At 33.7% G+C, this 19,305-nt stretch carries 17 protein-coding genes and 1 riboswitch; of the genes, 7 read left to right on the top strand and 10 right to left on the bottom strand.

Annotated elements, in window-relative coordinates; all coding sequences use genetic code 11:
* Positions 1-3: 3 nt before the first annotated feature.
* Positions 4-660, top strand: a complete 657-nt coding sequence (locus tag AST02_RS13130) for an ATP-binding cassette domain-containing protein (protein WP_069818156.1) — start codon at positions 4-6, stop codon at positions 658-660.
* A gap of 74 nt (positions 661-734) precedes the next feature.
* On the opposite strand, the gene AST02_RS13125 is transcribed toward AST02_RS13130, so the two are convergent.
* The 3 genes from AST02_RS13125 to AST02_RS13115 all read right to left on the bottom strand — a co-directional run bounded on the left by AST02_RS13125 (position 735) and on the right by AST02_RS13115 (position 4,426).
* Entirely contained in the window at positions 735-1,604 is an 870-nt protein-coding gene (locus AST02_RS13125) for an SDR family oxidoreductase (RefSeq protein WP_069818179.1), read from the bottom strand.
* Positions 1,605-1,785: 181 nt separating this feature from the next.
* The gene (locus AST02_RS13120; RefSeq protein ID WP_069818155.1) at positions 1,786-3,675 is read right to left on the bottom strand and encodes an FtsX-like permease family protein; all 1,890 of its coding nucleotides are present in this window, start codon (positions 3,673-3,675) and stop codon (positions 1,786-1,788) included.
* Positions 3,665-4,426, bottom strand: a complete 762-nt coding sequence (locus AST02_RS13115; protein WP_069818154.1) for an ABC transporter ATP-binding protein — start codon at positions 4,424-4,426, stop codon at positions 3,665-3,667. The genes AST02_RS13120 and AST02_RS13115 overlap by 11 nt, the downstream gene beginning before the upstream one ends.
* 208 nt (positions 4,427-4,634) lie before the next feature.
* On the opposite strand from AST02_RS13115, the gene AST02_RS13110 reads away from it, so the two are divergent.
* From AST02_RS13110 to copZ, 3 genes are all read left to right on the top strand, one after another.
* Complete coding sequence (locus tag AST02_RS13110; RefSeq protein WP_069818153.1) at positions 4,635-6,086, top strand: SulP family inorganic anion transporter; 1,452 nt, start codon at positions 4,635-4,637, stop codon at positions 6,084-6,086.
* 181 nt (positions 6,087-6,267) lie between these two features.
* Positions 6,268-8,652 carry a heavy metal translocating P-type ATPase gene (locus tag AST02_RS13105; RefSeq protein WP_069818152.1) on the top strand — a complete coding sequence of 795 codons (2,385 nt, stop codon included), beginning with the start codon at positions 6,268-6,270 and terminating at the stop codon, positions 8,650-8,652.
* Between the two features lie 56 nt (positions 8,653-8,708).
* The gene (copZ, locus tag AST02_RS13100; protein ID WP_069818151.1) at positions 8,709-8,915 is read left to right on the top strand and encodes a copper chaperone CopZ; all 207 of its coding nucleotides are present in this window, start codon (positions 8,709-8,711) and stop codon (positions 8,913-8,915) included.
* A gap of 92 nt (positions 8,916-9,007) precedes the next feature.
* On the opposite strand, the gene AST02_RS13095 is transcribed toward copZ, so the two are convergent.
* From AST02_RS13095 to AST02_RS13075, 5 genes are all read right to left on the bottom strand, one after another.
* Positions 9,008-10,012, bottom strand: coding sequence for a D-lactate dehydrogenase (locus AST02_RS13095; RefSeq protein WP_069818150.1), 1,005 nt, complete (start codon positions 10,010-10,012; stop codon positions 9,008-9,010).
* A 20-nt stretch (positions 10,013-10,032) separates the two neighbouring features.
* The gene (locus AST02_RS13090; RefSeq protein ID WP_069818149.1) at positions 10,033-11,190 is read right to left on the bottom strand and encodes an aminotransferase class I/II-fold pyridoxal phosphate-dependent enzyme; all 1,158 of its coding nucleotides are present in this window, start codon (positions 11,188-11,190) and stop codon (positions 10,033-10,035) included.
* A gap of 63 nt (positions 11,191-11,253) precedes the next feature.
* A riboswitch (SAM riboswitch) is annotated at positions 11,254-11,362 on the bottom strand.
* A 140-nt stretch (positions 11,363-11,502) separates the two neighbouring features.
* The gene (locus AST02_RS13085) at positions 11,503-12,261 is read right to left on the bottom strand and encodes a transglycosylase (protein ID WP_069818148.1); all 759 of its coding nucleotides are present in this window, start codon (positions 12,259-12,261) and stop codon (positions 11,503-11,505) included.
* Positions 12,262-12,789: 528 nt separating this feature from the next.
* Entirely contained in the window at positions 12,790-13,833 is a 1,044-nt protein-coding gene (locus AST02_RS13080) for a PTS transporter subunit IIC (RefSeq protein ID WP_069818147.1), read from the bottom strand.
* Positions 13,834-14,035: 202 nt separating this feature from the next.
* Positions 14,036-14,464 carry a 6-pyruvoyl trahydropterin synthase family protein gene (locus tag AST02_RS13075; RefSeq protein WP_069818146.1) on the bottom strand — a complete coding sequence of 143 codons (429 nt, stop codon included), beginning with the start codon at positions 14,462-14,464 and terminating at the stop codon, positions 14,036-14,038.
* Positions 14,465-14,603: 139 nt separating this feature from the next.
* Between AST02_RS13075 and AST02_RS13070 the strand changes: the two genes are divergently transcribed.
* The gene (locus tag AST02_RS13070) at positions 14,604-14,957 is read left to right on the top strand and encodes a DUF488 domain-containing protein (RefSeq protein WP_069818145.1); all 354 of its coding nucleotides are present in this window, start codon (positions 14,604-14,606) and stop codon (positions 14,955-14,957) included.
* 13 nt (positions 14,958-14,970) lie between these two features.
* Complete coding sequence (locus AST02_RS13065) at positions 14,971-15,624, top strand: DNA-3-methyladenine glycosylase family protein (RefSeq protein ID WP_069818144.1); 654 nt, start codon at positions 14,971-14,973, stop codon at positions 15,622-15,624.
* 408 nt (positions 15,625-16,032) lie between these two features.
* Here the strand turns inward: AST02_RS13065 and AST02_RS13060 are convergent, their stop codons facing one another.
* Positions 16,033-16,614: a M23 family metallopeptidase gene (locus AST02_RS13060; protein WP_069818143.1), complete on the bottom strand. Its 582-nt coding sequence runs from the start codon at positions 16,612-16,614 to the stop codon at positions 16,033-16,035.
* 208 nt (positions 16,615-16,822) lie between these two features.
* Positions 16,823-17,761 carry a nucleoside hydrolase gene (locus AST02_RS13055; RefSeq protein WP_069818142.1) on the bottom strand — a complete coding sequence of 313 codons (939 nt, stop codon included), beginning with the start codon at positions 17,759-17,761 and terminating at the stop codon, positions 16,823-16,825.
* A gap of 458 nt (positions 17,762-18,219) precedes the next feature.
* On the opposite strand from AST02_RS13055, the gene AST02_RS13050 reads away from it, so the two are divergent.
* Positions 18,220-19,164, top strand: a complete 945-nt coding sequence (locus AST02_RS13050) for an amidohydrolase family protein (RefSeq protein WP_069818141.1) — start codon at positions 18,220-18,222, stop codon at positions 19,162-19,164.
* Positions 19,165-19,305 lie beyond the last annotated feature (141 nt).

Genomic DNA, 19,305 nt, shown 5'->3' with positions numbered 1-19,305 from the left:
ATAATGATAAAAATACAAGGATTAACAATTACAAAAGAAGAAAATACTATATTTAAAGATTTAAATTACTCATTTAAAAATGGTAAGTCATATGCCTTAATGGGGTATAGCGGATCCGGTAAATCCACATTATTAAATAGTATTGCTGGATTTGAAAAAATAGATTCAGGTCATATATATCTTAATGGAAAAAAATTAATTGCTGATAACCATTTCTATAAAACGCAATTAGGTTATCTATTTCAAAACTATGGATTAATAGATAATTTATCAGTTGATGACAATTTAGATATTGGACTAGCCTTCCAAAAACATTCGAAAGCAGAAAAACGAAAACGTAAAAATATATTATTAAAGGAATTAAATGTAAATGTTGATTTAAAACGAAAAATATCAACATTAAGCGGTGGAGAACAACAACGCATCGCTTTAATTAGATTGTTGTTAAAAAAACCTAATATTATACTAGCCGATGAACCAACAGGATCATTAGACAGAATAAATGGAGAAAAAATTCTAGATAAGTTATTAGCATGTTTAAATGACAATAAAATTATCATAATAGCAACACATGACATTGATGTTGCTAAAAAGTGCAATGTTGTCGTAAACATGGAAGATTTAAATGATTCGTTATTCAACAATCTCGATACATTTTAAGGAAAACAAAAACAGCGAGACCTCTTTTCAATAGGAGTCTCGCTGTTTTACTCTCTTAATCCTCATCTATAAATTTATGACGTCATATAATCTCCACCATTGACGTGTATGACTTGCCCAGTAATATACGAACTATCTGCGTATGTTGCTAAAAATACATAAGATGGTGCCAGTTCAGCTGGTTGCCCTCTACGTCCCATTGGTGTGTCAGAACCTTGATCTTCAACTTTGTCTTCTGTGAATGTTGCTGGAATTAAAGGTGTATAAATCGGGCCAGGTGCCACTGCATTGACACGAATGCCTTTTTCAATCAACGTAGTTGCCAACGAGCGTGTGAATGCAACAATCGCGCCTTTTGTCGCTGAGTAATCTATAAGATGCCCCGAACCTCTATAAGCTGTCACACTTGTAGTATTAACAATCGCGTCACCATCACTTAAATGTGGCACTGCGGCTTGAGATAAAAACATCATTCCAAAAATATTTGTTTCAAATGTTTCTTTTACCTGTTCTGGTGTGATATCTTCAAAATTGTCTTTTGGAAATTGAACGCCACCATTATTAACTAATATATTCAATCCACCAAAGTCAGTTACGACTTTTTCAATTAAGTTTTGTGATGATGTTACATCTTTCAAATCATGTGCATAGGCTTTTACTTTTACACCTAAAGCTTCCAAACGATGTACTACTGCTTCAGCATCTTCATGTTCATCATAATATCCAATCGCAACGTCTGCGCCCTCTTTAGCATATAGTGTTGCCACTGAACGTCCAATACCTGAATCTCCACCGGTAATCAAAGCAACTTTTCCTTTCAATTTACCACCACTCTTGTAATCTTTCATTTCTGAAAGTGGCTGTGGATTCATATCTTTTTCAATTCCTGGCTGTCTATCTTGCGTATAACCTTTAATTTGTTTATGAAATTCAGTTAAGTTCATTTGTAATACCTCCATTTTTTACCCCTATTACTTGCTAGATACCACTTCAGAACATATACAAACATTTTGAATTTTTAATTAGTTTTGAACAATATAAAACGAATGCACTAACAACACACTATAACTGCTCCGTTATAGTGTGTTGACTAAACTTTTAAATTATTAATTTTATTATTCGGATTTAGATAGAATGTTTAACGATTCTACTTGAATGGATAAATGACATAACTGCAAATATGCAATAAACGATTGAATATGCACCCATAACAATATAGACAGGTAACATATTTGTAGTACTGAGGATCAACATAAATGCTTTAGCTGCAAAATATGCATGTAATAATGACACAACAAGTGGGAGTCCAAAATTAAACATTACTTTAAGTCCTAACCCTTTGAGCATATCACTATGCGTATATCCAATTTTGCGTAATATACGAAAACTCGGTATCTCATCTTCTGTTTCATCCATCTGTTTAATATAGATGATACAACCTGATGCAACTAAAAATGCTAATCCTAAGAATGATGTGACAAATAATAAAATACCTGCAGAGTCATTCAATTCTTGACGTACTAATTTTTGAGGATAGATATCAGAATGAACGGAATGAGCGATTTTATTAGCTTCTTTCCAATTATTTTGATTCTTCAAATCATAACCATATTGCGCACGTGTTTCTTCGCCCTGTGGTTTTAATTGATTATATTGCTGTTCACTTATGAGTAATACTGGTGAAGCAAAGCTGACATCATTTTTAAAATCCACTTCTTTTTTAGCATCAATTACTTTAAATGTTTGCGCTGGTTTAGTGTCAAATTGAATTTTTGTATTTAAATTGAATTTCATTATACCTGCAGATGAAGCCATATTTATCATTTTAGCTTTATGATCCGTAATACCTTTATCATTAAAATATTTATTACTTGTTATAAACATTTTATCAGTTTCACCAAAATTACTACTGTAATCATAAAAATTCTCTTTAGTTACTTTTAATTGAGTAACTTCTTTATATACTTTGTTATAACCTATATCCTTTTGTTTTAATTCATCTTCAAATTGTTGTGCTTGTTTATTTTTTAGAAAATTGAAATCTTGTGGTGAGGATTGTTTCACTGTATCGTCAATCGTTGACTTACTGATTGCACCAAAACACAGCACGGTTACAGTAACAGCAGATATCGTCGCTATTATTGTGAGTGACAATGCATTTTTCTTCATTCTATGCATAATTGAAGACGTAAATACAACATCTGTTATAGACACGTTACCATTTTTTGAACGTTTTACTGTTTTAAAAATTAACGACACTGAACTTCTAAAGAACAGATATGCACCTACAATAGTTAAAAACAGAATAGCGAATGGTGCGAACATTAATTGCTCCGCGAATTTGCCAAACAGTTCAGTAGACATGTAGTAACCCAAAACAATCATGGCTATGCCTAAGATACCCGAGATAACTTCAATAACTGTCATCTTAGATTGAGTTGCTTCAGATTTTGTACTATCATTCATCATTGATAATATACTGCGCTTACGTAAAAAGATGAAACTTTGTGCCATAATCAATAGGAAAGACACGATAATTAATAAAATGGTTTGTATAACAGCAGGTAATTGGAACGTTAATGATACACTCGTGTCTATAGTTAATACCTTGAGTACAATCATTAAGAGAATCTTCGAACCAAAGACACCAATAATGATGCCCATCAATCCTGTTATTAAAAACATTGCGGCCTGTTCAATTAATAATATGCGCATAATATTTCTTCGTGTTAAACCTATCAATTGATATAAAGCAAATTCGCGTGTCCGTCGTTTTATAAATAATTGATTTGCGTACATTAAAAATATAAGTATGATCGCAAATAAGAAATATGACCCTACTTCAGACCCTTTTCTAATAATAGACATTGAATTTACATTGTTTATACTCTCTGTATACTTTAATGTAACGAAACTAAAATATAATACGATACTGACAATCAACGAAAATATATACATCGCATAATGCCGTATATTTTGTCTGAAGTTCTTAATTACGATTTGATTAAAACTCATTCGCTACACCACCCAAGGCAGTTTGCATATGAATGATATTTTTGTAAAATGCTTGATTCGAGTCATCACCTTGGTATATTTCAGAATGAACACTACCATCTTTCAACATAATGACACGATTAGAATAGCTTGCTGCCACTGGATCATGTGTGACCATTACAATCGTTGCATCTATGCTTTCATTCAAATCTTCAAGTCTATTAAGAAGATCTTGTGCGCTTTTTGAATCTAATGCGCCTGTAGGCTCATCAGCAAAAATAATAGCAGGTTTATGTACCGAGGCACGTGCTGCTGCAGTACGCTGTTGCTGTCCTCCAGAAATTTCATTCGGATATTTATGACCCAGTTCATGAATACCTAGCGCTTTTGTTACTTCATTATAATTTTTTTCTTTTTCTGCTTTAGACATTTTTTGAATTGATAAAGGAAGCATGATATTTTCTTTTACTGTTAATGTGTGTAAGACACTATAGTTTTGGAAAATAAAACCTATCTCTTTTTTACGAAAATCTGCTAACGCTTTGTTGCTCATGTTATTTATTTTATTGCCATTAATTTCAACTGTGCCACTCGTTATATAATCAATAGAACTTAGGACGTTTAAAAGTGTTGTTTTACCAGAGCCTGAAGGCCCCATTATGGTAACAAATTCACCTTTTTCAATTGAAAAATCTATCCCTTTTAACACTTCTTGTTGCTGATGTCTGTTACCGTACTTTTTTGTTAGTCCTTCTACTTTTAATATCGACATGTTTATTCACTCCTTGTCATCTTTTTCTCTATATAACTATCATAGCTAATTATTTTTTTCTTTTCGTTTGTTATAACTAACAAAAAGCTATTTTAAAATGACAACTTTGTCACTTATATGAAATTGTTTTGATTCTAATTTTTTAAATCTACACTTCTGTCATATGATATAATAGTCTAATTGAATTTTAAATAAGGAGTACAAGAAGATGTTAAATAAACTTAAACGAGAATGGCTCACTGCTCCGGGCACCAATATCCTAGCTGGTATCCTTGTGGCGCTCGCACTCATTCCTGAAGCCCTCTCATTCTCTATCATTGCCGGCGTAGATCCTATGGTCGGTCTATATTCTTCATTTATTATAGCAGTTGTTATTTCTTTTGTTGGCGGTAGACCAGCAATGATTTCAGCAGCTACAGGGTCTGTTGCCTTAGTCATTGTGCCATTAGTAAAGGACCATGGCGTTCAATATTTACTGGCAGCAACAATCTTAATGGGTATTATACAAATTATTTTTGGTGTATTAAAAGTTGGTCGTTTAATGAAGTTCATCCCAAACTCTGTCATGATTGGCTTCGTTAATGCTTTAGCGATTCTTATTTTTATGACACAGATTAAACATATATTTGGTATATCGATACCTACATATTTATTTGTTATTGCTACACTACTCATTATTTACTTATTGCCACGAGTATTCAAAAAAATTCCCGCGCCACTTATCGCAATTGTTTTGCTTACTATTGTTTACTTAGCAACTGGCGCAAAAGTCGAAACTGTTGGTGATTTAGGACAAATCACACGTTCATTGCCACAATTTTTCATTCCTGATGTGCCATTTAACTTAGAAACATTACAAATTATTTTGCCTTATTCGTTATCTATGGCAATTGTTGGACTTGTGGAAAGTTTATTAACTGCACGTATCGTAGACCAAGCAACTGATACGTATAGTAGTAAAAATAGAGAATCACGTGGACAAGGTATTGCCAACTTCATTACAGGATTCTTTGGTGCAATGGGTGGCTGTGCTATGATTGGTCAATCCGTAATTAATGTTCGCTCTGGTGCAACAACGCGCCTTTCTACTTTTACAGCTGGTGTATTTTTGATTGTTTTAATTATCGTATTTGGTGATTGGGTCGTTCAAATTCCTATGCCTATATTAGCTGGTATCATGATTATGGTATCCGTAGGGACGTTTGATTGGCATTCATTCCAATTTATGAAAAAAGCACCACGCACTGATGCATTAGTCATGGTACTTACTGTAGCTATTGTGCTATTCACGAGTAACCTTGCCTTAGGTGTTATCGTTGGTGTCATTGTAAGTGCCCTTTGTTTTGCTACAAAAATTTCAAATGTTACTGTAGATTATGAAGAAGTCGATGAAACTATTCACTACAAAATCAAAGGACAGATTTTCTTTGTCTCTATAGATTCTATGATGAATCAACTTGATTTAGAATTACGTAATAAAATAATTTACTTAGATTTTAGTCAAGCTCACTTATGGGATGATTCCGCAGTGAATGCGATTGATACTTTAATAGAAAACTATCATAAGAAAAAAAATACAATTTATGTACAACACCTCAACAAAGACAGTCGTAAAATTGTTTCAGAATTAAGCAAAGTAAACAAACAACATCTTTTATAAAATATGAATCTATGAGATTGAAATATCGGTAAGTTTTTAAAACTAAGCCCTTATTTCAATCTCTTTTTTTAAACACAAAAATTGACATTTATACCTAGTGGGGGTATATTAAAAATATAGCAATTTAAAAAACGACTCTGTCACTAATATTTAATTATATATATGAAAGGAGGTTGTCTTCATGACCGAAAAGAAAAAAACGACTTTAGGTATCACCGGTATGACTTGTGCCGCATGTGCAAATCGTATAGAGAAAAACTTAAATAAAATAAATGATGTAGATGCCACTGTGAACGTTACAACTGAAAAAGCAACGGTTGCTTATAATCCTGAATCAACAACCATAGAAGATCTTACGCATTCCATTGAAAAAACAGGTTATGGTATCTTAACCGAAAAAGCGGAACTCGATGTTATCGGCATGACTTGTGCCGCATGTTCGAATAGAATTGAAAAAGTATTAAACCGTGACACTGGCGTTGCACATGCTAATGTCAATTTAACTACTGAAAATGCAACGATTGCTTATAATCCAGAAATGACTTCTATTGATGATTTGATTAAAAAAATTCAAAAAATAGGTTATGATGCAAAACCGAAACAAGCTGCCAGTGAAAAAAGTTCGCAAAAAGAACAAGAGTTACAACACAAACGTACTAAACTTATTATTTCAGCAATTTTAGCAGCACCCTTATTGCTTACAATGTTCGTGCATCTTTTTGGTATGCAAATTCCGCATATTTTTATGAACCCATGGTTTCAATTTGCATTAGCTACACCCATCCAATTTATTATCGGTTGGCAATTTTACGTAGGTGCCTATAAAAATTTACGCAATGGCTCTGCCAACATGGATGTGCTTGTCACCTTAGGTACAAGTGCCGCATACTTCTATAGTTTATATGAAATGATTAAATGGTTAAGCTTTGCGAATTATACACCGCATTTATATTTTGAAACGAGTGCAGTGCTAATTACATTGATTCTCTTCGGAAAATATTTAGAAACGCGCGCAAAAACACAAACTACAAACGCTTTAAGTGAATTGCTCAACCTTCAAGCAAAAGAAGCACGTGTGTTACGTAATCAAGAAGAACTAATGATTCCATTAAGTGAAGTTGTACAAGGTGATTACCTTGTCATTAAACCTGGTGAGAAAATACCTGTAGACGGTAAAGTCATTAAAGGAACCACTTCTATAGATGAATCTATGTTAACTGGTGAATCTATACCCATTGAGAAAGTTCAAAATGATAATGTCATCGGTTCCACAATGAATAAAAATGGTTCTATTACAGTAGAAGCAACTAAAGTTGGGAAAGATACAGCGCTCGCTTCAATTATTAAAGTTGTAGAAGAAGCACAAGGATCTAAAGCACCTATTCAACGCCTTGCTGACATTATTTCTGGCTATTTTGTGCCGATTGTAGTTGGCATTGCTTTACTCACATTTATTATATGGATTACACTCGTACAAACAGGACAATTCGAACCTGCATTAGTTGCTGCCATCGCAGTGCTCGTAATCGCCTGCCCTTGTGCACTTGGGTTAGCTACACCTACTTCTATTATGGTAGGTACTGGAAAAGCTGCGGAGAATGGTATTCTTTTTAAAGGTGGCGAGCATATTGAACGTACACACCAAGTCAATACTGTTGTATTAGATAAGACAGGTACAATTACAAATGGTAAACCCGTAGTCACTGATTTCGATGGTGATGATGACGTGTTACAACTACTCGCAAGTGCAGAAAAAGGTTCTGAACATCCTTTAGCGGAATCTATTGTGAATTACGCTAAAAAGAACCATATACCATTTTTAGAAGTAGCACATTTCGAAGCAATACCAGGTCACGGTATAAAAGCAACAATTGATGGTAAATCATTACACGTTGGTAATCGCAAATTCATGATAGAACAAGATATTGCAATAAACAGTGCAGAAACACAATTATCACGTTTTGAACAAGATGGAAAAACAGCAATGATGATTGCCATAGATAGCGAATTAAAAGGAAAAATCGCTGTTGCAGACACTGTTAAAGCTTCAACAAGTGAAGCAATTCAACAACTTCATGATTTAAATATTGAAGTCGTGATGCTCACTGGAGATAACGAATGTACTGCACAAGCCATTGCAAAACAGGTAGGCATCGATACAGTAATTGCCGACGTACTACCTGAAGAAAAAGCCTCAAAAATTGTAGCGCTACAAGATCAAGGCAAGACAGTAGCCATGGTTGGTGATGGTGTCAATGATGCACCAGCACTTGTACAAGCAGACATTGGTATTGCAATTGGTACAGGTACAGAAGTTGCCATAGAAGCTGCTGACGTTACAATTCTTGGTGGAGACTTATTATTAATTCCAAAAGCCATGAAAGCCAGTAAAGCAACGATACGCAATATTCGTCAAAACTTATTTTGGGCATTTGGTTACAATGTAGCTGGTATACCGATTGCAGCATTAGGGTTACTCGCACCATGGGTCGCCGGTGCTGCAATGGCGTTAAGCTCTGTGAGTGTCGTCACTAATGCATTGCGACTTAAACGCATGAAATTATAATTCAATTTTAAAATAATCATAATAAAGACATTCATTATTTTAAGGAGGTGATTTGTATGACTGCAGAAACAATTAAAGTAGAAGGCATGAGTTGTGATCACTGTAAACAAGCAGTAGAGTCAGCGCTTACTAACCTTGATGGTGTTAACACAGCAGATGTTAGCCTTGAAGAAAATAATGTTAAAGTAGATTATGATGACAGCAAAGTCGAAATGTCTCATATGAAAGAAGCAATCGAAGACCAAGGTTATGATGTAAAATAAATGAATAGTACACAAATATAGTGGACGCCTCATCTCTGATGCGCCCACTTTTTTATTGCTTATATTACTTTTAATATTATGTTAAAACCACTTTATAAAGTATTGACACGCAGTCCTGTATCACCCGTGTTCAATACTTCTAGTGTTGCATCTAGTGCATCCACAATTAAATTTTCGACTGCTGCATCTGTATAAAATGCAATATGAGGAGACACTATAACATCTTGTCTTTCAATTAATTGAGTTAAAATATCATCTTTAAGTTCTGTGCCTCTTTGATCACTAGGGAACAATCCTTTCTCTCCCTCATAAGTATCAAGCGCTGCACCTTTTAACTTTCCATTATCCAAGGCTGCTATAAGTGCACTTGTCTTTACAATCGTGCCACGTGCACAGTTGATAAATACAGCCCCCTTCTTAAACATATTAAATAAATCTTCATCAAATAAATAATCATTTTCTTTACTAGCTGGAATATGTACAGTGACAATGTCTGCATCTTTTACAGCTTCAGTCACACTATCTTTATAAGTTAAATATGTTTCGCATTGCTCATTCGGTTCAATATCATATGCCACAACTTCAGCGTCAAACCCTTGAGCAAAAATTTTACCTACAATAGAACCAATACGTCCTGTGCCGATTATGGCGACTTTTAAATCTCTGATAGAACGTGATAATATCGCAGGTTGCCATCTAAAATCATAAGATGCTGTTTTTTGTTGAATATCATTATAATTACGAATTAAGTTAAGTGCTTGAGACACTGTATATTCTGCAATTGAATGTGGTGAATATGAGGGTACATTTGAAATAATCAAATTATATTTTTGAGCTAAATCTAAATCATAGCTATCAAAACCTGCACTTCGTTGCGCAATTTGTTTAATACCAAAATCATGTAATTTTTTGTATACTGCTTCATCTAATGAAATTTGCTGTGATAAAGATAAACCATCAAATCCTTCTACACGATCTACTGTATCTAAAGTAAGTAAATCTTTATCTAAATCCACCTCTACTTTGTTTGTTGTTGCCCATGCTTCTATGTAAGGAATATCTTCTTCACGCACGCCAAAAAGTTTGATTCTTGTCATCTAAATTCACTCCTATTTTATTATTGATAAAGATATTTAAGCGATTGAATACGTTCTGCTGCTTCCATCAATATTTGATCATCAACTGCCAATGAAATACGTACATAGTCACGCCCATGTTCACCAAAAGGTATGCCAGGTGCAACAAGTATAGATTGTTCTTGTAATAAATATTCAACAAACGCTTCGCCATCGTATTCAGATGGTGTTTTCAACCATAAGAAAATACCGCCCTTCATCGGTTCAAAAGGTATATCTACTGCTTTGAGTTTTGCTTCAAATTGGTTTCTACGTCTTTTAAATGTTTCGTTTTGTTCTTCTAAAAAATCATCATAATGATTCAGCGCGTAAGTAGCTGCATCTTGTAACGCACCGAACATACCAGCGTGTGTATGCGATTGATATTTCTTCAATGATTGAATCATGTCTTTATTCCCTACTGCAAAACCCACTCTGAATCCTGACATGTTGTAACCTTTAGATAGTGAAAAAATTTCTACGCCTAAATCTTTCGCACCTTCAGATTGAAGCAAACTTGGGTTCTTACCATCAAAACCAAATGCACTATATGCAAAATCATGAACAATTTTAGTTTTTGTATTTTTAAATTTTGCGACAGCTTCATCAAATACAGCCTTTGTAGCTACTGAACCCGTTGGATTATTAGGATATGTTAAATAAACTAGACGTGTATTAGCTAACACATCTTTATCTACTTTATCCCATTCAGGTAAATAATACGGCGCTTTAAGCACCAGTCGCTCAGGCTGCGCATCAGCCAACATCACACCTGCCAAATAATCCGTATAACCAGGATCTGGTAGTAATACATTTTCTCCCGGATTAACAATACATGTTGGGAGTGCTACTAAACCATTCTTCGTTCCATATAAAATACAAACCTCATCTTCTTTATCTAATTCTACTTGGTACTGTCTTTCATAAAAATCTACAATTGCTTGTTTCAAGCTATCTTTACCATGAAATGCTACATACTTCTGATTCTCAGGAAGACGTATCGCATCAGCGAAACAATCAATAATACCTTTTGGCGTTTCGCCATCAGGGATACCGACTGCCATATTGATTAATGGTAAAGGCCCATGTTCAACCTTTTGCCCCATCGTTTTACCAAAGTAGCTATCGGGAATTTGTGCTAATCTATCTGAAATTGACATTAAAAAGTCCTCCTATATAAAAAAACTATATACCCAATGAAGTGGCATATAGTTTTCACATGTCACCTATCTATCAAGTTATGTCACTTGTTGGAAGTAGCACAGTACTTACGACATAAGTCTGCTGCTGAAGTCTCATAGGGCCAAATCCCTCAACTTCTCTGGATAAGTTTTCATTTATTTAATTAGCTTTAATTTTATCAGAATATTCACTCTTGTCAATAAACTTTAAAGTATATAAAAAAAGAGCGACTCTTGTGAGTCACTCTCTTGATTTATATCACTAAATTTTATGATTTAGCGATATAAATCCTACCACCAACCTTGTTGTTGACGTTTAGCTATTGCATTATCAACTGAACCGTAACGTTCTTTAGCGTAATTTAACATACCTTTAGTTTGAGTAGATACTGAACCAGTACCCCATGCTTCTTTAGTTTGACCTAAACCACTGTAACCAGCTGGGTTAACAGCATTTGGGTTACCGCTTGATTCAGGTAATACGATAGTATTCCACATAGCTTCTGTACCACCAGCAGCTAAGAATTGAGCTTTAACTGATCCACCTGTTGCAGCAGCTGAAGTTTTTGCAGCTTCGTAAGTTGTAGTTGTTGTACTTGTTTGTGTAGTTTCAACTTTTGTAGTAGTTGAAGCTTTAGGAGCTGCAACTGGTTTTACGTCAACATTACTTGATTGTTGTTGCGTACTTACTTCGCTTGCTGATTTTTCGTTCGTGTTAGTAGTTGCTTGTGTGCTAACGTCTTGAGTTGTATTTGTAGAAACGTTAGAAGATGCAGTTTGAGCACCTGCTACATCATAATCCCATGACCATGATTGACCGTCTGAAGTGAAAGTATATTCATAACCGTCTAATACGAAATCATAGTTGTACGCACCAGCGTGTAATGGTTTTTCGTTTAATTCTGCAGCACCACTTTGTGCTAATTCAGCTAAATGCGCTTTGTCGATGTTTTCTTCTGAAGCGTGAGCTTGATTGTTGTCTGCTGTTGCTGCGTATCCTGTTACACCTAATGCTACTGCTAATGATGATGCTAAAATTGTCTTCTTCATAATTAAAAAATCCTCCATTTAAATCTTTTTAAGTAAAATTATATTTTCGTTAATTAAATTATCCTATGTGCTTCAAGCAATTAATTTTTATGTATTATTTTTTCGCCACAAATAATATACCATAAATTTCGGTCAATTATATTACACTAAGATAACAAAACGTTACAGATAAAGCTTCTCTTTGTAACATTGAAATATAATCGTTTTGTTTTGTTACGCTCTAAACAAATAAAATATACTTTTCATATACCTCTAAATGTTATTATATTGCGCTTTATATCAATTTTCTTACGAGTTTTTCATATAGTCTGAAATATTACAAATCCATCTACTGTTATCAAACTGTAAAATTAAAATTCGACATAAAAATTATAATTTGGGGAGAAACTTGCAATTAATTTTGTCGAAATATAAAAAAGACCACTGTTATGTGGCCTTTTAGATTATCTAAATACATTTTTAAAAATCAATTTGAATGTTAGTTTATTACAAATCATTACTCTCTTCATATTCAAAATATATAACATCTTATGCTAAGAATTTATAAATATTACTATCATATAGTTTTAATACTTTCATATAGAATAGATTAATTAAGTACCCCATAATAAATGGAACTACAAAGAATGTGATAAATACAAGTAATAAATTCATTAATATCGAGTCTTCCATAAATTTAAAGGCACTAATGGGTCCTACAAGTCCGATAATACCAAATCCGGCAGATTCTTTTGTACCTTCTATACCAATAAGTCCACCTACAAACCCTGTGATAAGTGCATTTGTAAAAATCGGTAATAAAATAATAGGATGTCTTACCATATTCGGTATCATCATTTTAACGCCACCTAGAAAAATTGTAATCGGCACGCCTGGTCTATTCATTTTCATTGTTCCTGCAACAAGTGCACCTTCACACGCTACGATACCAAGCGAAGCAGAACCAGCTGCTAAACCACTTATACCTATGGCTAGGGCTGTAGCCACGGTGGATATCGGTGAAATAATTATGAAACTGAATGCCAGTGCAATAAGCATAGACATTAATATAGGTTGTAATTCTGTAAATGAATTTACCAGATTACCTATACCTGTAGTAATCATTTGTACGTATGGCAGTATGAGTACGCCTATAAATGCAGCCAAGACTCCAACAATTGTTGGTAAAATAATTAGCGTTAAACTACCAAAACGTTCTCCTACTATTAATATAAAAAACACTGCAATTGCTGCAGTAATCATTGTATTGATTAAATCCCCAACGCCTACAAGGGTCCATACACCATCATTGAATTGTGCAACGCCACTACCAACAAATGCCGAACTTGCAACTACTGCTGTAGCTAACGGCGTTAGATTGAAGCGCATTGCAATCAATGCTCCTACAAGAAGTGGTACTGTAAATTGTATACTTTCTACTACTTGTAACATGGTTTCGAATATTGGATGCGTTGGTGAAAGAAATTTAAATAGTTCACCTAAAATTGCATTTGGAATCAGACCTGCAACAATCGCTATTGCTACACCTGATAATACATTATTTATAAATTGTTTCGGACTGATTTTCATCATAGCAGTTCCTCCTAAGTTGTAATAATTACTAATATATCATATTATCTTAATTTTCAGAATATTACTTTTGTATTTAATTTTTTAAAATAAGCTGGTAAAACAGCAAATAAAAAGCCAACAGATAACGATTAAGTAATCTGTTGACTATTCATTATATATTTAGTTGGCATCTTATGATTTTTAGTTTCTTCCATAATAGCTTTTATTTTTCCATTAATTCAGAAGTTATAACAAGACCTTGTGTTTCAGTTTCAAAAAATTCCAGCTTTTGCAATTTATTATTTTCTGGTAATAAACGATCGAATTGTTCCCAAATCCAAAAAGCGATATTTTCAGCAGTTGTATTCATATCCGGCAACGTTTCATTCACTAATTTTCCATCTAGATAAGGTGCAATTTCTTTTTTATATAACTTATCAACTTCATTAAAATCCATTGCTAGACCGTAATCATCAATTGCAGATAAAATTTCAATATTAAATTTATATAAATGATGCTCTAAATCTTTGTGGAATTTTTCAGTGAAATAAATACGATTGTCACATGTGAATTCATAATAGTTTTTTATACATACATCGTTATCTCGATATTTGAATTGTTGAGGTGGTTGCACATTATCGAAATTTGTCATTAAACTCACTCCTATTCTACGCTTTGTATCTATATACCCTTTCTCATTCTTCTATAATTAAAATAACTATGTTTTTCTCTATTCATTATAGGTAATTAAGTATTGTAAGAAGTTTTTATTTATAGAAAGGATGAATGGTATGACTATTCACATTCAAAGAATTTATGATAAAGAACAAAAAGATGGTGTACGTATACTTGTAGACCGAGTTTGGCCAAGAGGTGTATCTAAGGAAGATGCAAATTTAGATCATTGGTTAAAAGAACTTGCGCCTACATCTGATTTAAGAAAATGGTTCGATCATGATCCTAAATTGTACGCCGCTTTCAAAGAAAAATATGAAAAAGAATTACGTGAAAATGACGATCAGCAAGCAGCATTTAACGAACTTAAAGAAATCATAGCTAATACTAAAAAAGATATTATTTTATTATTTGCAGCTAAAGATGAAGCGCATAACCAAGCTGTCGTACTTCAAGACTTGTTAAAATAAGGTGGTGTTAGAAATGACCACATGGGATATTCATGTACAAGATGACTGTGTTCAACAATTAATAAAAAAAGATGAAACATTAGCACTACTTATTAAAAAAATTGGGAATATCCAAATCAATATTCGTCCTGATCCATTAAAATCTTTAATTCGCTCTATAATAGGACAACAAATTACAGTAAAAGTGGCCGCATCTATTTTCAAGCAGCTAACGGATGCTCTCAATGATGAATGGACAGTTGATAAACTGTCTGAAATCGAAGATACGCAAATGAGATCTTTTGGTTTATCTAAATCTAAAATTAATTACATTCATAATTTAGTAACACATATACAACATGGAAAACTAGATTTAGAAAATTTACACAAGTTAAGCAACGATGAAGTTATTCGTACGTTAACTGAAGTGAAAGGTATTGGACAATGGACTGCCGAAGTTTTTTTATTATTTACATTACAGCGTCCAGATGTTGTCCCTGTACATGATGTTGGCCTACAAAGGTCAGCGCAATGGTTGTACGATACAACTAAAGCGCAACGAAAAGCACAGCTTTCTTTATGTTCGGAACGTTGGGAGCATTGCGCTTCTATTGGTGCGTTCTATTTATGGGAAGCTATACATCAAGATTATTTAGCTTACGATTCCATACATGACATCAATGACTAATATGTATACAGAAAGCTTTGCCAACTGCAAAGCTTCATAATGTCGACAAAGTCTACGACTTTGTTGGCATTTTTTGTGCACGCTTTCCGCGGGCACAGCCTCAGCCTGTAGTCTTCGGATAGTGCTTTTCCCGCAGGAGTCGGCCCAAATCACTGCCACTTTTTAAAATAATAATAATAATATAATCAATCATTGGTTGAAATTATGTAAAGACAAACGAAAATAAAATTGAATTTATAACTAAATTAGAGAAAAGATATTCCCTACATTTCCAATCATAATTAGCCATTGAAATTAATGAACAAAGATTGTCTCAAGGAAAAATATCTATAAAAAAAACCAAATGCCTTTACAGCATTTGATTTGTCTACGTTCTGAGCTTTGGCAACATATTACCAAAGCTTTTTATTATTTTTTATATAAACTTTTTTCGCCATCAGGCAGTTTTTCTACAAATGATTTAGGATCTTCAGCATACGTATTACCAACGCCACCATTCATTCTTTGGAAATGAAGATGAGCGCCTGTAGTTTGTTCACCAGTATTTCCTGAAAGTGCAACGACATCGCCAGCTTGCACTTTGTCACCCACTTCAACCTTAAAATCATTTAAATGCATATACCACTGATGATACTGACCATTTGATTCCGAAATTTGTAAGACTTTCCCACCTAAGTCGTTATTAAATATACGTGTTACCGTACCATCTGAGGCAGCTTTTATAGGCGTATCTTCTGGTAAATGATAATCTATACCGTAATGTTTGCCATCAAAATTACTTCTCTCGTATTCACCAAATGTTTCTGTTTCTCTACTTCCATCAAATAACATGCTAAATGAGTTGTCACTATCTTCATCAGCCTCGTTACTACTTTCTTCAGTAAAAGTTTTATTCATACTGTCTTGAATGTCGTCTATGTTAATAATGAGTAGTGTTAACGGAACTATAATAATAATAAGTAAGACAATTGTTTTTATCGTATTTTTCACTATTCAAATCACCTTTAATATATTTAAGTTGTGATATATTAGTATACTTTTTATAGTTTTGATACGCTAATCATAAAGCTTGGACACGGCTCATACTTTAGTTTGACGTAACTAAAAAGTCATCGTATATCGTTTATACAATGACTTTTTTCACTAATCTAATCTTATTTTAGATTACACTTCTTCAATTTTAAAATTATACATTGCATTAAGAACTATAACTTCCAAGCATATTTTCCATCAGTTTCCATACGCTTTCGACATCCACTGCAGTAGCAAAATAAGCATTTTTTTCTTTATGTGTAATATCATTTAAATCGACTGCCATCGTCCCATATGTAAGCGGACTTTGATGTTCAATATCTATGTGTGTATGTTGCATCGTAAACAAATCTGGTTGTAATAAATACAAGATAGTACAAGCATCATGTATTGGACCGCCATCCATATTAAAATGTGTTTTGTAAGTTGCTTTGAAAAACTCCAGAAGTTCAACGACAAATTTAGCAATTTGATTGTCGATTCGCTTAAATCGATTAATCACTTCATCCGTTGCCAATACTTGGTGTGTAACATCTAGTCCAAATACATTAATCGTCACTCCACTATCAAAGACACGTTTAGCCGCTTCAGCATCTACCCAAATATTAAATTCCGCGTTAGGCGTCCAATTACCAAATGTACCGCCTCCCATGATTGTTATAGAATCGATATATTGCGTGATACTTGGATCTTTAATTAATGCAGTTGCTATGTTAGTTAATGGGCCTGTCGCAACAATGGTAACTGGTGCTTCACTTTGCTTTAACGTTTTAATAATGACATCAGCAGCATGATCAGCCGTAGGTTTAAGGGACGGCACTTCAGGTAATTTTGGACCATCCAAACCAGTGTTGCCATGAATTTGCGAGGCAAATGAAGCTGGCTTAATTAACGGACGTGTTGCACCAACTGAGACATTGATATCCCCTCTCCCCATAACTTCGAGCACATTCAATGCGTTCTTTGTGTTTTTTTCAACAGATTGATTACCTGCCACTGTAGTTACTGCTAAGACATCAAGTGAGCTGTTTTTTGCACCAGCTAAAATTAAAGCAATTGCGTCATCGTGTCCTGGATCACAATCCATAATAATCTTTTTACTCATATGCTTCACTCCAATCAAAATATTTTAGACGTGCTGCTCATTTCAAACCTTAAAATTATAACTAATACTAAAATTTCATTTGAAAATTTGCTATAACAAAATATTCCTCTTAAACTTTGCGATATTTCCAATTCTTTATTTCGAAATCTTGCTACATTACTATCATACTACTTTTTAACATGGTATTAATAACAATAACTAACCCATATTCACACCAAAAACCATATTAATAATTCAAATATGAAATATTTAAAATAATAAAAAACAGGGAACAATTACAATAGTAATTAAAAATTTGAAAAGTTTTTATGAAAATTTTTATTTAAATGATACAAATATAAACTTGATCATTTAGGCTACGTTTAAAAAACTAATGAATTTACTAACGTGTTACTAAAAACCTGTAATTAAATTTATAGAACATGTGCTAATTACAAAAATTAAAGGAAGTGTTATCAATGAAAAAAATAGATTGGCATGCGCATTATATTTCACCTGGTTACAATGATTATTTAGATGAATGTTTTAAAGGTAAAGGCGACGGCATATCCACGCCCACTTTTTCATTGGATGCATATCTGGAACTAACGCGTGCTTTAGATATTGAATTTGGCGTGTTATCTATTTCTAGCCCACATATTAGTGCTGCACTTGATGAAGATATCTTGCCACTCACAGAAGAAGTGAACCAATATGGCGCTCAAATTGTGGCAGAACATCCTGATAAGTTAGGATTTCTCGCAACATTACCGTTACCATTTGTGGAAGAAAGTATTGAAATCATTGACCATGCACTAGATAAACACAACGCTTTAGGTTTCACATTACCTACAAATGCGAGAGGCATTTATCTAGGTGAGCCAGTGATTGACGATGTACTAGCTAAATTAAATGCTAGACATGCGATTGTTGCAATCCATCCAAATGAACCAAAGCCAAGTGTAGCGGTCATGAAAGATGTGATCTTGCCACCTTTAATGGAATTTATTTTTGATACGACCCGTACAATTATTTATATGAGTCAGCAAAACGTTTTTAGTAAGTATCCTCATATTCAATGGATTGTCCCTCATGGTGGGGCTGTATTACCAATCATAGCGCAACGTGTGAAGATAGGTAATGAAACGTTTAATCATAGCAACAACACTGATGATTTGGAGCAAGTAATGAAACACCTTTATTTCGATTTGGCTGGTATTGTGATTCCTTATCAGTTGGCTAACCTTTTACCTTGGGCCGATGAAAACAAAATTATATATGGCTCTGATTCGCCATACACGCCACATAAAGCAGTTCATGTACTTTCAGAGCAACTAGAAGAAAATGACATTGTCTCAAGTTCAACTTTAGAAGCCATGTTATACCAAAATGGGAAAGATTTGCTCAATAAATATAAAAAATAATATATTTAGATATATACTTTATCTAGCCATAAATAAGAGGCTGGGACATATCACATGTCTTAGCCTCAGTTTTTTATATTGGCAGTGGCTGACTGAATTGAAAATGCGCTTATATCAAGCTTTTTTCAATTCTAGTCAGCT

The sequence above is a fragment of the Staphylococcus equorum genome, from assembly GCF_001747895.1.
GTDB lineage: Bacteria > Bacillota > Bacilli > Staphylococcales > Staphylococcaceae > Staphylococcus > Staphylococcus equorum_A.
Note: the sequence above shows the minus strand (reverse complement) of the source record. Positions and strands in the feature narration are given on the sequence as shown.

Coding starts and splice junctions, on each gene's coding strand:
- AST02_RS13130 (WP_069818156.1), top strand. CDS start 4: ATGATAAAAATACAAGGATTAACAATTACAAAAGAAGAAAATACTATA.
- AST02_RS13125 (WP_069818179.1), bottom strand. CDS start 1,604: ATGAACTTAACTGAATTTCATAAACAAATTAAAGGTTATACGCAAGAT.
- AST02_RS13120 (WP_069818155.1), bottom strand. CDS start 3,675: ATGAGTTTTAATCAAATCGTAATTAAGAACTTCAGACAAAATATACGG.
- AST02_RS13115 (WP_069818154.1), bottom strand. CDS start 4,426: ATGTCGATATTAAAAGTAGAAGGACTAACAAAAAAGTACGGTAACAGA.
- AST02_RS13110 (WP_069818153.1), top strand. CDS start 4,635: ATGTTAAATAAACTTAAACGAGAATGGCTCACTGCTCCGGGCACCAAT.
- AST02_RS13105 (WP_069818152.1), top strand. CDS start 6,268: ATGACCGAAAAGAAAAAAACGACTTTAGGTATCACCGGTATGACTTGT.
- copZ (WP_069818151.1), top strand. CDS start 8,709: ATGACTGCAGAAACAATTAAAGTAGAAGGCATGAGTTGTGATCACTGT.
- AST02_RS13095 (WP_069818150.1), bottom strand. CDS start 10,012: ATGACAAGAATCAAACTTTTTGGCGTGCGTGAAGAAGATATTCCTTAC.
- AST02_RS13090 (WP_069818149.1), bottom strand. CDS start 11,190: ATGTCAATTTCAGATAGATTAGCACAAATTCCCGATAGCTACTTTGGT.
- AST02_RS13085 (WP_069818148.1), bottom strand. CDS start 12,261: ATGAAGAAGACAATTTTAGCATCATCATTAGCAGTAGCATTAGGTGTA.
- AST02_RS13080 (WP_069818147.1), bottom strand. CDS start 13,833: ATGATGAAAATCAGTCCGAAACAATTTATAAATAATGTATTATCAGGT.
- AST02_RS13075 (WP_069818146.1), bottom strand. CDS start 14,464: ATGACAAATTTCGATAATGTGCAACCACCTCAACAATTCAAATATCGA.
- AST02_RS13070 (WP_069818145.1), top strand. CDS start 14,604: ATGACTATTCACATTCAAAGAATTTATGATAAAGAACAAAAAGATGGT.
- AST02_RS13065 (WP_069818144.1), top strand. CDS start 14,971: ATGACCACATGGGATATTCATGTACAAGATGACTGTGTTCAACAATTA.
- AST02_RS13055 (WP_069818142.1), bottom strand. CDS start 17,761: ATGAGTAAAAAGATTATTATGGATTGTGATCCAGGACACGATGACGCA.
- AST02_RS13050 (WP_069818141.1), top strand. CDS start 18,220: ATGAAAAAAATAGATTGGCATGCGCATTATATTTCACCTGGTTACAAT.